Origin of the sequence: Actinospica acidithermotolerans, from assembly GCF_018139625.1 — a bacterium.
GTDB classification, from domain to species: Bacteria; Actinomycetota; Actinomycetes; order Streptomycetales; family Catenulisporaceae; genus Actinospica; species Actinospica acidithermotolerans.
On sequence record NZ_JAGSOH010000003.1, the window covers coordinates 16,130 to 30,145 of the forward strand.

Here is a 14,016-nt window from a genome sequence, read left to right on the forward strand (position 1 = left end):
CTGGTACGTCAGGCCTCGGCGACGGCCTCGCCGGTCCTGGCCGGCCAGAGCGGCGCGGTGATGGCGATCACCGCGGTGTCGTCGTGCGGCTCGGATCCGGCCCACTGCGCGGCCACCATCTGAACGCGCTCGAGGACGGCTTCGGCGGGCATGCCGGAGCATTCCCCGAGAACGCGCGCCAGCCGCGCGGTGCCGAACATCTCGCGGCCGGTCGCCCCGCCGCGCCCTTCGGTGATCCCGTCGGTGTAGAGCAGGCACGTCTCGCCGGGCGCGAGCACCACCTCGCTGCTTTCGGCGCTGACCGTCGTCAGGGCGCCGATCAGCGTCCCCCGGCTCCGGACCTCCTCCACCGCGCCGTCGGCCCGCACCACCAGGGGCGGCGGGTGGCCGGCGCAGGTCACCCGCGCGACCACGTTCTCGCCGTCCGAGCGCACGGAGGCGAGGACCATGGTGGCGAAGCGGGTGTGGCGCGAGCTGAGCAGCGCGCCGTTGAGCAGGCGCAGCATGCGGACGTGGTCGTACTCGACGGTGCGCAGAGCCGCGATGCTGCTGCGGATCCGGCCGGTGAGCACGGCCGCCTCGATCCCCTTGCCGCACACGTCGCCGAGCACGATCAGCGCGTTCGGATCCTGCGGCGTCGGCGGATGGAAGTCGTAGAAGTCGCCGCCGACACGTTCGTCGCCGAGCGCGGGCCGGTAGCCGCCGGCGAGCTCGATGCCGTCGACGCGGCTGAGCACGGGCGGCACGAGTTCGTCCGTCAGCACCCGGGCGACGGTCGACTGCCGGGCGAAGAGCAGGCCGGCGCTGATCGCCGCTCCGGCGCGCGCCGCGAACAGGCGGGCGAAGGCCTCCTCGTCCTCGGTGAACTCGCCGCTGCGCGCGCCGCGCAGCAGGATCAGCGCCCCGGCGGGCACCCCGTTGCCCGGGAGCGGCGTCACCACCAGCGAGCCGACGGGGCCGAATCCGTCCGGGACGAGCCAGTCGGGTGCGGCGGCCGGGTCGAGCCAGCGCGAGGGCACCGGCGGGAAGCCCTGCAGGGCCTCGGCGAGCCCGGGAACCTCGGCGGGATCGAGCCTGCGCACCTCGGTCGTGACCGGGCCGCCGCGGCGTGCGCAGGTGAGCGCGAGGCCGCGCCGCGCCGGAGGAGCCACCACGATCGCGAGTTCGGCGAGGTGCTCCGCCGCGAGCGACGCCGCCGTGGCCGTCGTCTTCTCCACGTTCAGGGAGGCGAGCAGCCGGTTCGACGCCTCGATCAGGAACGCCTTGCTCTCGCGCTCCCGGGTCAGGTCCCCCTGCAGGGCTTCGTACTCGGTCCGGTCGGAGAGCCACCAGGCGGTGTTTCCGCCGGGCCACAGGCTCACCCGCCCGTGCAGCACCCGTTCGCCGACCGGGCCGACGGCCTGGGTCTCCCCCGCGTCGTGCGCTCGGACGAGCCATTCCGGCGCGCACTGCGCGAAGGAGGCGTCGACGAGCACGCCCGGCACCGAGTCGACGGCCGCGGCGTTGGCCTCCCGCACCACACCCGCCGCGTCGACCACGACGACCGGGAACGGGGACGCCGCGAGCGCCGTCGCGATCCCCGCCCGCGGATCGTCCAAACCCGATTCCACCTGCATGGACACCTCCCTTCCGGCAATACGTAAGGCGCGCACCGCCCGTCCTACCCTAGCCGGAGCCCGGCCGGGATGGACGCGTCAGCCGCGCCTGACCGCTTTCGCGCTACCCGATCTCGCGGATCAACGATTGCCCGCGAACGCCGAAACCATGCGCCGAACCGGCAACTCCCGCCTCGCGCGCGATCACTGTCGTCGCCACCTGGCCTCGCACAGCGAGTACGCGCCGAACGAGACGAGACCGGCGGCGATGAGGATCAGCACCAGCGGTCCGAGCGGCGCGGAGGCGAAGGCGCGCAGCGTGCCGTCCACGCCGCGGGCCTGCGCGGGGTCGTAGGTGACGGCCGCGTCGATGAGGAACGCGCCGGCCGCGACCGCGATGACCGCGCGCGAGACCTGCCCGGCCGCGCCGAGCCACACGACCGGGCGACGGGCGGCGGCGGGCATGGAGCCGGTGTCGAGGTCCTTCGCGAACCGCCTGCCGATCCCGTGCTTGATCATCACGGCCCCGCCGATCACCAGGCCCGCGCCGACCGCCGCGACCAGGATCTGGCCGCCTGCACGCCGCATCGCGACCGCGGTGTAGTCGGTCGAGACCTGGTTGGTGGATCTCGCGTGCCCGGTCACCGCGTATCGCGCGGTGGTGTACCCGGCGACGGCGTAGAAGAGCGCCGTGAATCCCGCCGCCACCCGGGCCCCGGCGCCGCGCTCGCCGCGCTGATCCGGCCTTGCTGCCAATACCGCCATCCACACCGCCATGCAGGCGAATCCGACGATCAGAAACCACAGCACGATGAACCCGAACGGCTTGCCCGCGAGCAGTTCGAGAGCGCCAGTCCGATCGTCCTCTGTCGAGCGGCGGGCGAGCGCGATCATCAGCGTGATCCAGCCGATGAGCAGGTAGACCAGCCCGCGCGCGACGAGGCCCACGCGGCCGAGGGCGCCGACCGCGTCCTCGGCGTCGGCGTTCGAAACCATCGCGCGGGCACGGTCGCGGGCGCGCCCGAAGTCCGTCATCGGCTCCCGATCAGACCTATCCGACTGACCCGACCGGTCCGACTGATCCGGCCATCCGAGTGAACCCACCGTCGCACCCGCCTAATTCGCCTGCTCCGCCTGCTCCGCGTGCTCTCTTCAGCCCTTCAGCGCCGAAGGCACGTCGGGGTACAGGCTCAGCTCGGACAGCAGCCCGGCCATCTCGAACACGCGCAGCACCGGCGTGCCGACACCCGCCCACCGGATGGACACGCCCTCCTGGCCCGCCCAGGCGAGCGCCTGCACCAGCGTGCGCAGACCCGAGGAGTCGCAGAATCCGCATTCGCTCAGGTCGACGACCACCACCGGGGTGTCGAGCGCGTCCATCAGCGGCCGGTGCAACTTCGTCGCACCCCACAGGTCGAGGTCACCCGATACCGCGACCACGACCCGGTCGTGCTCAACCGCCTCGACGACCACTTCGAACTCTTTGTCCACGACCATCGCTCCATGCTCCGCTCTCTACGCTGCGGGGCCCGAGTACCCGTCAGCCACGGAAGTAATCAGCTGGTCAGTGCCGGGCCCGCCGGCCGCCGGGCGCATGGAACCCGGGCAAGCGGGCATACGCGGGCGCCGACCCTGGTTTCGGCGAAATGACGTGGCCGGTATGGAAAGGCGATCAACGCATGACTGCGAACATTGACCCGTCGGAAACGCACCGTGTCGTCGTGGGCGTCGATGCTTCGGAGAGTTCCGGGCACGCCGCCTTCTGGGCCGCGCGCGAGGCATCGATGCGCGGCGTGCCGCTGACCCTCGCCCACGCTCTGCACCTGCCCACCGCCGCCGTGGCGCCGTACGAGCCGCCGGAGCTGGCGGCGGACTTGCAGGCCGCCGGGCGCGAACTGGTCTCCGGCCTCACCGCGAGCATTCGCGAGCGGTACCCGGACCTCGAGGTCAACGCCGAGTTCTCGCCGGCCTCCCCCACCAACATGCTCCTCGGGATTTGCGCCCCGGACGTGCTGGTCGTCATCGGCAACTCGGGCCACGGCGTGATCAAGGGACTGCTTCTCGGCTCGGTCAGCCGTGCGGTCGCGCTGCACCCGGAGGGGCCGGTGGTGGTCGTACGCGGCCCGGAGCCCGAGCAAGTCGACGGCGCCGTCGTGTTCGGCGCGAGTCCAAGCCCGAGCGACACGGCCGTCGATTACGCCTTCGCAGCGGCGCGACGCTATGCCGCTCCGCTGCGCGTCATCCGTGCGTGGACGCCGGCGGTACCGCCGACTATGGCGGCCGCTCCGATGAGCGCCATGGCTCTCGGGATCAGCGGCCCGGGCGTCGTCTCGGCCCCGGTGCAGACCTCTGACAGCGACGCGGACGAGGCGGCGGACGCGGCGCGAGCGATCGAGCCCTACCGGGCGAAGTACCCGGACGTCGAGGTCGAGATCAGCGCGGCGGCGGGCGATCCGGCCGCCGCGCTCGCGGAGGCCGGCGCCGACGCGCGGCTGGTCGTGCTCGGCGCACACCACCACGGGCCGCTCTCGCTGGGTCTTTCGTCGGTCGCGGAGGCGCTGCTGTCGCGCTCGTCGGCCCCGATCGCCGTCATCCCGCCGTGCGACGGAGACATCTCATGACCGCGGCCGATCTGGCGCACCGGATCGAGGAGGAGGGCGGTTTCCCGGCACGGTGGACGCGATGGGAGCGCGGCCGGCTCGTCTCCGGGCGCTACCGCCTGCTGCGGCCCCTCGGATCCGGGGGTACCGCGCACGTCTGGGCAGCCCGCGACGAAGCGCTGGGCCGTGAGGTGGCCGTCAAGGCGCTGTCGCGCGTCGCCGGCGAAGGCGGCGGCCACGAGCGCGAGCGCCTCGAGCGGGAGGCCAGGCTGCTCGCCGGCCTGCGCCATCCGCTGATCGTCACCGTCTTCGACTTCGTCGAAAGCGACGAGGGCGACGAGAACGGGGACGGCTGCCCGTTCCTGGTGACCGAGCTCCTCAGCGGCGAGAGCCTGGGCTCTCGGCTCAAGCGCGGGCCGATCTCGACGTCCGAGGCGCTGACGGTGTGCGGGCAGGTGGCCGACGCCCTCGCCACCGCGCACGCATCCGGCGTGGTGCACCGCGACGTCAAGCCCGGCAACGTGATGCTCACCGCGCGCGGCGCCGTGCTCCTCGACTTCGGCATTTCCCGCCGCGCGACCGACGCGGACCTGACCGGACAGGTCGTGATCGGCACGCCCGCCTGCATGGCTCCCGAGCAGTGGCGCGGTTCCCCCGCGCAGCCCGCGTCCGACGTCTACGCACTCGGCTGCCTGCTCTACTGGTGCCTGAGCGGCCATGCCCCGTATCCCGACCGGGAGCTTCCCGCGCTGGGGATGTCGCACCTGCTCTCCGATCCTCCCGCACTGCCGCTGACCGGCGGAAGGCGGACGGAGATCGACGCGCTCTACCAGGCTTGCGCGCGCAAGGACCCGAACGACCGGCCGAGCGCACGTGAGGTCGCCGGCGCGTTCGCAAGCCTCGGGCCGTCCGCATCGGCGGCGTCGTCAGCGGCCTCGGTGGCGACCACCGCGGCGGCGGCGGATGACGAGGATCTGACGCGCCCGGTCCACCGCCCGCGCCGCCGTACCCGGCTCGCGGTCTCCCTCGCCGCCGCCGGCGCGGCGCTTGCGGCCTCGATCGTGGTTCCGCTGAGCCAGACGGACGAGAGCCCGACGGCGTCGACCAAGACCGTCTCACCGCGTCCGTCCACCCCGAGCGGTCAGATATCGCCGGGCAACAGCAAGATCTCGGTCAACGCGGCGGCCACGGCGAGCAGCACGGCGGCCGGCGCAGGCACGACGGCGGCCGGGTCCGGAAGCACGGCGGCGGCTCCCGCTGCGGCTCCGGCCGCAGCCGCGGCCGCGAACAGTGGTCGGAACGGGCACGGTCACGGACGCGGCCATGGAAAGCACGGCGGATAGCCGCGCACGTTCCGCCGCCGCCCCGGTGCGTCAGGACCGTGACTGCTTCGCGGCGACGCGGTGCGCGCCCGTGGGATGCCCGGCCGTCGGCGCCACTCTCGGCGGGGCGGGGCTGCCCGCGAGGAGCGCTACGACGACGACTCCAGCGAGAGCGAGCACGCCGGCGCCGCCCACCGTCGCACTCCGGCGGCTCAGCCGTCGTCGGTCGCCCTGCTCGCGGACCCGTTGCGCGGTCAGGCGCGGATGCGCGTTCCGGTTGGCGAAGTCGTAGAGCTCGCCGACGAGTTCCTCATGGGGCAGCTCCCCGTCACGCGCCACGGCCAGCGCAGCCCGGCCGCGAGCCAGACCGGCCCGGACCGCTTCGATCGTCACCCCGGTCTCGGCCGCTATGTCCTCGATGCCCAGGTCGCACAGGTAGTGCAGCACGACGAAGTGGCGCTGATCGTCCCCGAGCCTGCGCAGCGCCTCGACGAACCGAACAGGCTCCTGCCCCGCCAGACCCGACGAAGGCTCGTGCCCGCGACGCCGCCGCGAGCCCGTTAGGTGCCGGGCCACGGTCCGGACCCACGAGTCCGGCGCCGCCTCCAGATCGAAGCTCGATCGGTGATCCCACGCCCGGACGAACGCCTCCTGGACGACCTGCTGGGCCTCGGCCCAGTCGCCGGTCATCGCGTATAGCTGGCCGGCCAAGCTGGAGTACGACACCGAATAGAAGGTGTCGAACTCCTCCTCCCCCATCATGTGCATGTCTCCTATGCGACTGCCCCGCAGGCGCTTCCGCCCGGCTCAGTCGAGTCGAACGCAGTGCTCCACACTGAAGACGCTTCCGACCATCCAGACGATGATGTGATGTACGCCACAACTGTAGCCGCTCCCCTCGGCCCGCCGACGCATCACGCGCACTCACCGGCCCAGCGCGTGCCCTCAACCCGGAGGTCAGAGATCGACCACGACCTTGCCGTGGGCATGGCGGGAGGCCTGGAGTTCGACGGCGGCGCGGATGTCGGTGACCGGGAAGGTCGCCGCGATCGGTACGCGCAGGCGGCCGGCCGCGACGAGGCGTGCGATGTTCTCGAGCGCATCCGGGCCGGCGCTGGCTCCGTTGGCGGCCGGGATGCCGTCGACCACGGCTGCGATGGTGCAGATGCGGTTGTCCGGGACTCCCAACTCCCGGGCGACGTGCACCGCGTCCGTCCCGTGCAGGTCTAGTGCGGCGGTGAGGGGGCGCGCATCGAGGCCTCGGACCCTGGCGGCCAGGCCGTCGCCGTACGCGACGGGGTCGGCGCCGAGGCTTCGCAGATACTGCGCGCTCGACGGTGAACCGGTCCCGATGACTCGCGCACCAGCGATGCGCGCCAACTGGACCGCGAACACGCCGACGCCGCCGCCCGCGCCGCCGATCAGCACCGTGTCGTCCGGGCCGAGATCGAGAATGGCGAGGGCCGCGGCGGCGGTGCTGCCGGCGATCGAGAGCGTGGCGGCGGTACGGTCGTCGACGCCGTCCGGGGTGTGATGGGCGACGCCGCTCACGATGGTCCCGTCCGCGTCGACCACGACGTAGTCGGCGACCGCTCGGGACAACGCGGCTCCGAACACGCGGTCGCCGATCGCGTATCCCTTCGAGCCCCCGCCGACCTGGTCGACGACGCCCGCGTAGTCGGTCCCGAACCCGCAGGGCAGGCTCAGGCCGAACCGTGCCGCGGTCTCGGCGTCCGAGGTCATGAACCAGTCCATCGGGTTCAGGCCGGCCGCCGTCACGCGGACGCGGATCTGCCCGTCGCCCGCCTCCGGTGCGGGCACGTCCTGGACGGCCAGTGCGCCAGGGCCGCCGAACGACTCGAGCCGGACCGCCCGGCTCGTGCCGCCGCGAAATCCCTCGTCGTGCTGCTGCATGCGTCCTCGTCTCCTCGTAATCGTCGAGCGGCGCTGAAACGGACTATGCTCCGCTTGGAGCAAGCTAACACAACCGGAGCGTGATCCGCTTGACAGACTCGGAGCCGCGGTCGCCGCGGGCCGACGCCGCGCGCAACCGCGAGCAGCTGCTCGACGTCGCGACGCGGGTCTTCGCCTCGGCCGACGCGGAGACATCGATGCGGGCCATCGCCCGCGAGGCCGGCGTCGGCATCGGGACGCTCTACCGCCACTTCCCAACCCGCGAGGCCCTGGTGGAGGCGGTCTACCGCGACCAGGTCGTGCGCCTCACGAACGGCGCCAGCGACCTGCTCGCCGACGCGGCCCCGGCCGTGGCGATGCGGCGCTGGATGGACCTGTTCGGCGACTGGATCGCGACGAAGAACGGCATGCTCGACACCCTGCTGACGGTCATCGACTCCGGCGCCGTCGGCCACGCCCGGACCCGGGACGAGCTGCTGAACGCGATCTCATCGATCCTCGACGCAGGCCGCGCCGCGGGAGACCTCCGGCCCGACGTCACCGCCGAGGAGGTCGCGGCGAGCCTGATCGGGATCTTCACCGTCGCGCACCAGCCCGGCCACGCCGTCACCGCCGACCGCCTTCTCGACATCCTCCTCGACGGCCTACGGCCAGTCAGCCGTTAACCGCCACGTCAGCCACCGGACAGGCTTCCTCACCGGGGACGAGCGCCGGGACAGGGTTCCTCACCGGGGACGAGAGTCGGGACAGGGTTCCTCACTGGTGGCGAGCCGCGGGATGACCGGGTGTGACGGGGAAGGCCGGTCCGCAGCGCACGGCAGATGTGTTCATCTGTTGTTTACCTGAAAGTCGCCTCAACTCTGCCATCTCGCGGGGACCCGTTTCCCGCGCGGGCGCACTTTAACGTGTGTACCCCTGTTGTTAACCCACGCGAAACGGGATGCGCTCACCCATGCCGAACAGTACGACTGCCGGGATCGCCCATGCCCTGGACGAGGCCCCGCTCAGCAGATTCCACCGGCGTGCGGTGCTCACCTCCGGGATGGGTTTCTTCACCGACGCCTACGACCTGTTCATCGTCGGGGCGGCCAGCACGCTGATCGCCGCGCAGTGGCACCTGAGCACGGCGCAGACCGGGCTGATCAACTCGATCTCGCTGCTCGCGGCGTTTCTCGGCGCGTTCTTCTTCGGACGCGTCGCGGACCTGGCCGGGCGCAAGCGCACCTACGGGCTGCTGGCGATCCTCATGGTCTTCGGCGCGCTGGCCTCGGCGTTCGCGCCGAACCTGGCCTGGCTGCTGGTCTTCCGGTTCATCCTCGGCATCGGCGTCGGCGGCGACTACCCGGTCTCCGCGGTGCTGATGACCGAATACGCCAACCGCAGCAACCGCGGCCGCCTGGTCGGCATGGTCTTCTCCATGCAGGCGCTCGGCACCATCGCCGGATACGCCGCCGGCCTGGCACTTCTCGCGGGCGGCGTGGACCACGCGCTGGTCTGGCGGCTGCTGCTCGGCTTCGGCGCGATCCCCGCCGCGTGCGTGATCTACCTGCGGCACAAGATGCCCGAGTCCCCCCGCTACACCGCCGCCGTCCGCGGGGACGCCGCGGCCGCGGCCGCGCACCTGAACGCCTACACCGACGGCCAGGTGCGGGCGAACGGCTCGAACCCGGCGCCGGCGCCCGCGGCCAAGCCCGGCCTCGCCACGCTGCTGACCAACCGGCGCCACCTGCTGACCCTGCTCGGCACCGCCGGCAGCTGGTTCGTGTTCGACTACGCCTACTACGGCAACTCGGTCTCCGCACCGCTGATCGTCAAGAGCGTGCTCGGCGCCGGCACCCACACGCTGACGCAGACCCTCGCACTGAACCTCATCGTCTTCACCGTCGCCGCCGTGCCCGGCTACTACCTGGCCGTCGTCTACATGGACCGGATCGGCCACCGGCGCCTGCAGCTGATCGGCTTCGCCTGCATGGGCCTGGCGTTCCTGCTGATCGGCGTCATCCCGGGCATCACGACGATGGTGCTGCCGTTCCTGATCCTGTTCGGCATCAGCTACTTCTTCGCCGAGTTCGGCCCCAACACCACCACGTTCGTGATGGGCGCCGAGACCTTCCCGACCGCCATCCGCTCCACGGCGCACGGCATCGCCTCCGGCTTCGCCAAGGTCGGCGCGTTCATCGGCGTGTTCCTCTTCCCGGTCATCCAGCGCGACCTCGGCACCGCCGGGGCGCTCAAGCTCTCCGCCGGATTCTCGGTGCTCGGCATCCTGCTCACGCTGCTGATCCCGGAGACCGCGGGACGCAGCCTCGACGAGATCGCCGCCGAGCACGACGCCGACGTGATCACCGCCGCCGAGAAGATCACCGAGGAGAGCGCGGACCGCGAGCAGATCGGGTTCTAGGACGCCGGCCGGACCCCACCCGCCTGGCGGGCCTCACCGCCTGGCGCGGCGTCGCCCGAGCCGATGAGCCCGGAGTTAGGCTGAGATCGAGGCCGAGGGCTCGAGCCGCGAGATGAAGGAGGCCCGGGATGTCCGAGCAGATCGAAGTCGAGGCACTCGGCGATCACGACTATCTCGTGCGTGTCCGGCACAGTACCGGCGTCGAGGAGTCGCGTTTTCGGGTGACGCCCGAGGTCCTCGCGAAGATCGGCGCCTCGGAGGACGACGGCCGGCGCGTGGTCGAGCAGAGCGCGGCGCTTCTGCTGGCCCATCAGCCGGCCATCGACCTTCCGGCGATGGTCGACCTCGACGACATGGCCGCGGCGTTCGACGACTATCTACCGCGCTTGCGCGAGCGCATCACCGGTTCCTGATGCGCTCAGCCGGGCCGGCGATCCTCAGCCCGGCCGGACTTCGGCGCTTGCGCGAGCGCATCACCGGTTCCTGATGCGCTCAGCCGGGCCGCCGATCCTCAGTCCGGCCGGACTTCGCGACCGCGGCGACCGCACCGCCAGCGCGGCTCCCGTCACCGGCCCGCCGGCTCTTCCCGCACCACGTCACGCGCGCGCTTATCGGTACGCCGCCCGAGGTAGCGCGGGTGACGGAGCATCCCGTCGCGCGTCCACTCGGTGAAGCCGATCTCGGCCACGAACTCCGGACGCACCCAGTGCGCGCCCCGCTCGCGCACCGTCCCGGCGAACGGCGACGTGTCCTGCTCCAGCTCGTCCAACTCGGCGCGCAACGACCGCAGCGTCCGCGTGTCCCAGCCGGTCCCGACCTTCCCCGCGTACCGCAGCCGGTCGCCGTCGTAGTACCCGAGCAGCAGCGCGCCGAAGCCGACGCGGCTGCCGGCGGGCTCGGTGAAGCCGCCGACGACGAACTCCTGGCCGCGACCGCACTTGAGCTTGAGCCAGTCGGGCGAACGCCGGTGCACGTACGCCGAGTCCGCACGCTTGGCGATCAAGCCCTCCCAGCCTTTCGCGCAGGCCTCCTCCAGCACGGGATTCGTGTCGCGCGTGGCCTTGCGGTGCGTTGTGTAGCGCAAGGGGCTGCGGAAGCTGAGCGCGTCGTGGAGCAGCGATTTGCGGGTCAGCAGCGGCAACCGCGTCGTGTCGCGGCCGTCGAGCCGCAGCAGGTCGAAGACGAAGTAGGTCACGCTCACGCCGGTCGCCCGCGCCGCCCGTGCGTTCGTGAGCCCGATCCGCTGCTGGAGGCGGGAGAAGTCGGTGACGCCGTCCCGCAACGCGACGATCTCGCCGTCCACGGTGAAGTCGGTGCAGTCCTGCTCCGCCAGGGCCTCGGCCAGCTCCGGGAACGCCGCGTCGAACGGCTTCGCACCGCGCGAGAGCAGTCTGACCTGCCCGCCTTCCCGCGTGGCCAGCGCGCGAACCCCGTCCAACTTGCGCTCCAGGATCCAGCCCCCGTCGAACTCCCGCCGATCCGAGAGCGTGGCGAGCATCGCCGTTCCCGGGGAATCCGAGGCCGGGCGCAAACGTCCCGCCTCGTCCTGCGCGAGCTCATCGAGCAACCCCGTCACCAGTGACCACCGTCCTCGGCCGCGGCGAAGTGCCGCAGCGTGACGCCCGGGTGCCCGTCCGAATTACCCCGAAACGTGGTGGCCGTCGCAGCCGGCGAACGCGGGCAGCGCGCGACAGGTTACGCCTCGATCCCTGATTCGGCGCGGATGCGGCGGGAGGGCGCGAAGCGGTAGAGGTCGAGGATCGCGGGCGGTTCGGCCAGGCCGGGGCCGCCGGCCTGGATCCAGTCGGCGATGTCGGCGACGGCGTCGGCGTCGTGGATCAGGCCGAGCCAGACCGGGCGCGCGCCGTCGGCGCGTGCGGCCGGGGCCGGGGAGACGACGATGACGTTGGACTGCTCGCACACGTCCAGGCAGTCGGAGACGCGCACCCGGTGTGCGCCAAGGCGTTCGCGCAGCGTGGTGAGCTGGGCGCGGTGGTCGGTGCCGGGGTTCTTCTCGGGCCGTCCGCAGCAGCAGCCGCGGCACACGGTGACGGTGGCCGCGGCCGCTTCGGCCTTCCGCTTCTCCGGGCTCCGCTGCTCCGGGTTCCGCTTCTCCGGGCTCCGCTTCTCCGCCGCCTTCTTTCTGCCGCTCATCGGCGGACCGCGGCGCCGAGGGCCCGGGTCCAGGCGGACTTGCGCAGCAGGCGCAGGCCGTTGAGGCCGACGATCACGGTGGAGCCCTCGTGCCCGAGCACGCCGAGCGGGAGCGGGAGGTGGCCCGCGAGGTCCCAGGTCACGAGCCCGAGGATGATCGTGGAGGCGATGACCAGGTTCGCCTTCACGACGCCGCGGGCGCGCCGGGAGAGGGTGATGACGGCCGGGACGGTGGCGAGGTCGTCGCGCATGATCACCGCGTCGGCGGTGTCCAGGGCGAGGTCCGACCCGGCGCGGCCCATCGCGACGCCGACGTGCGCGGCGGCCAGCGCGGGAGCGTCGTTGACGCCGTCGCCGACCAGCAGCACGCGCTGGCCGGCGGCCTCGAGCTCGCGTACGGCCCCGACCTTGTCCTGCGGCAGGAGTTCGGCGCGCACCTCGGTGATTCCGGCCTGGCCGGCGAGCAGTCCGGCGGCGCGCCGGTTGTCGCCGGTCACCAGCAGCGGTTCGCTGCCGGTGACGGCGGTGATCCGGGTGACCGTGTCGGCCGTGGCCGGGCGGATGCGGTCGGCGATGCCGAACACGGCCACCGGCTTGCCGTCCACGCGCACGAGCGCGGCCGTGTGCCCGGTGCCCTCGAGGTCTTCGATCTCGGCCGTCAGCTCGAGGTTCGGCGTCGTGTGCAGGCTCGAGGGGCTGCCGATCTCGACCTGGTGGCGCTGGACCGTCGCGCGCACCCCCTGGCCGGGGATCGCGGCGAAGTGCTTGGCGCGCACGAGGGTGTGTCCGGCCTCGCGCGCGGCGGCCACTATCGCGCGCGCCAGCGGGTGCTCGGAGGGGTTCTCGGCGGCGGCGGCGAGCGCGACGATCTGCTGCTCGGTCAGATCCGAGCCGGCCAGGACCCTGATCTGCGCCAGGCGCGGGGTGCCCTCGGTGAGCGTGCCGGTCTTGTCGAACGCCACGCGCGTGACGGTGCCGAACCGCTCCATCACGACCGCGGACTTCACCAGCACGCCGTGCCGTCCGGCATTGGCCATCGACGCCAGCAGCGGCGGCATCGTCGCCAGGACGACCGCGCACGGCGAGGCGACGATCATGAAGGTCATCGCGCGCAGCAGGCTGGGCTGGAACGCGGCACCGGCCAGCAGCGGGATCGCGAACAGCAGCAGCGTCGCGGTGACCATGCCGATCGAGTAGCGCTGCTCGACCTTCTCGATGAACAGCTGCGTCGCCGCCTTGGTCTCGGAGGCCTCCTCGACCATGGCGACGATCCGCGCGACGACGGACTCCGACGCCTCGCGGTCCACCCGCACGCGCAGCGCGCCGGTGCCGTTGAGCGTCCCCGCGAACACCTCGTCGCCCTCCGACTTCGCGACCGGCAGCGGCTCGCCGGTGATCGTGGCCTGATCCACCTCGCTCGCCCCGGCGGTCACCTGCCCGTCTGCCGCGATCCGCTCACCGGGACGCACCAGGACCACGTCGCCCACCTTCAACGCGGCGGCCTCGACGTACTCCTCGGCGCCGTCCTCGGCTACGCGCACCGCGCGTTCCGGGGCGAGATCCAGCAGCCCGCGCACCGCCTGCGCCGTCCGATGCGTGGCCGCCGCCTCCAGCGCGCCGGAGGTGGCGAAGATGACGATCAGCAGCCCGCCGTCGAGCACCTGCCCGACCGCCGCGGCGCCGATCGCCGCCAGCACCATCAGCAGGTCGACGTCGAGGGTCTTCTCCCGCAGCGCCCCCAGCCCGGCAAGCCCCGGCTCCCAGCCGCCCGCCGCATAGCATGCCAGGAAGAACGCCCAGGCCAGCCACGCCGGCGCACCCGTGAAGTGAGCGATCAGGCCGACCAGGAACAACGCCGTGGCCAGGGCCGCCCAGCGCACCTCGGGCAGCGTCCAGACGCCCGCGCCGCGGGTGCGGACGGGCGCGGCGGGGCCGGCCGCGGGCACGGCGGTGGCCTGGAGATCGAGTACGTCGGCGGGCATGGCGGTCCTCGGGTCGGGGCGGGTACCCGTCCCACTCTACCGGATCGC

Annotated in this window: 13 protein-coding genes; 5 read left to right on the top strand and 8 right to left on the bottom strand. The window is 72.5% G+C overall.

The genetic code is table 11. The annotated features are described in order from the left end of the window. Positions 1-8 precede the first annotated feature (8 nt). The 3 genes from KDK95_RS01785 to KDK95_RS01795 form a co-directional block, all read right to left on the bottom strand. A complete protein-coding gene (locus KDK95_RS01785; protein ID WP_212516183.1) occupies positions 9-1,616 on the bottom strand; it encodes a PP2C family protein-serine/threonine phosphatase in 1,608 nt (535 codons plus the stop codon). 183 nt (positions 1,617-1,799) lie between these two features. Beyond that, positions 1,800-2,630, bottom strand: coding sequence for a DUF1206 domain-containing protein (locus KDK95_RS01790; RefSeq protein ID WP_212516184.1), 831 nt, complete (start codon positions 2,628-2,630; stop codon positions 1,800-1,802). A 117-nt stretch (positions 2,631-2,747) separates the two neighbouring features. Beyond that, positions 2,748-3,092: an STAS domain-containing protein gene (locus KDK95_RS01795; RefSeq protein WP_212516185.1), complete on the bottom strand. Its 345-nt coding sequence runs from the start codon at positions 3,090-3,092 to the stop codon at positions 2,748-2,750. Positions 3,093-3,274: 182 nt separating this feature from the next. Here KDK95_RS01795 and KDK95_RS01800 point away from each other — a divergent pair, with 182 nt between their 5' ends. Beyond that, a complete protein-coding gene (locus KDK95_RS01800) occupies positions 3,275-4,216 on the top strand; it encodes a universal stress protein (RefSeq protein ID WP_212516186.1) in 942 nt (313 codons plus the stop codon). Next, complete coding sequence (locus KDK95_RS01805; protein ID WP_212516187.1) at positions 4,213-5,538, top strand: serine/threonine-protein kinase; 1,326 nt, start codon at positions 4,213-4,215, stop codon at positions 5,536-5,538. Before KDK95_RS01800 ends, KDK95_RS01805 begins: the two co-directional genes overlap by 4 nt. A gap of 30 nt (positions 5,539-5,568) precedes the next feature. On the opposite strand, the gene KDK95_RS01810 is transcribed toward KDK95_RS01805, so the two are convergent. Beyond that, positions 5,569-6,285: a sigma factor gene (locus KDK95_RS01810; protein WP_212516188.1), complete on the bottom strand. Its 717-nt coding sequence runs from the start codon at positions 6,283-6,285 to the stop codon at positions 5,569-5,571. A 189-nt stretch (positions 6,286-6,474) separates the two neighbouring features. Further along, positions 6,475-7,431, bottom strand: coding sequence for an NADP-dependent oxidoreductase (locus tag KDK95_RS01815; protein WP_212516189.1), 957 nt, complete (start codon positions 7,429-7,431; stop codon positions 6,475-6,477). An 89-nt stretch (positions 7,432-7,520) separates the two neighbouring features. On the opposite strand from KDK95_RS01815, the gene KDK95_RS01820 reads away from it, so the two are divergent. The 3 genes from KDK95_RS01820 (at position 7,521) to KDK95_RS01830 (ending at position 10,245) form a co-directional block, all read left to right on the top strand. Then, positions 7,521-8,096: a TetR/AcrR family transcriptional regulator gene (locus KDK95_RS01820; RefSeq protein WP_212516190.1), complete on the top strand. Its 576-nt coding sequence runs from the start codon at positions 7,521-7,523 to the stop codon at positions 8,094-8,096. A 287-nt stretch (positions 8,097-8,383) separates the two neighbouring features. Beyond that, a complete protein-coding gene (locus KDK95_RS01825; RefSeq protein ID WP_212516191.1) occupies positions 8,384-9,832 on the top strand; it encodes an MFS transporter in 1,449 nt (482 codons plus the stop codon). A 128-nt stretch (positions 9,833-9,960) separates the two neighbouring features. Then, positions 9,961-10,245, top strand: coding sequence for a hypothetical protein (locus KDK95_RS01830; protein ID WP_212516192.1), 285 nt, complete (start codon positions 9,961-9,963; stop codon positions 10,243-10,245). A 152-nt stretch (positions 10,246-10,397) separates the two neighbouring features. Here KDK95_RS01830 and ligD read toward each other — a convergent pair whose 3' ends face one another. From ligD to KDK95_RS01845, 3 genes are all read right to left on the bottom strand, one after another. Further along, positions 10,398-11,408, bottom strand: a complete 1,011-nt coding sequence (gene ligD / locus KDK95_RS01835) for a non-homologous end-joining DNA ligase (RefSeq protein WP_212516193.1) — start codon at positions 11,406-11,408, stop codon at positions 10,398-10,400. Positions 11,409-11,527: 119 nt separating this feature from the next. Next, entirely contained in the window at positions 11,528-11,986 is a 459-nt protein-coding gene (locus KDK95_RS01840) for a hypothetical protein (RefSeq protein ID WP_212516194.1), read from the bottom strand. Further along, positions 11,983-13,968 carry a heavy metal translocating P-type ATPase gene (locus KDK95_RS01845; RefSeq protein WP_212516195.1) on the bottom strand — a complete coding sequence of 662 codons (1,986 nt, stop codon included), beginning with the start codon at positions 13,966-13,968 and terminating at the stop codon, positions 11,983-11,985. Before KDK95_RS01845 ends, KDK95_RS01840 begins: the two co-directional genes overlap by 4 nt. Positions 13,969-14,016 lie beyond the last annotated feature (48 nt).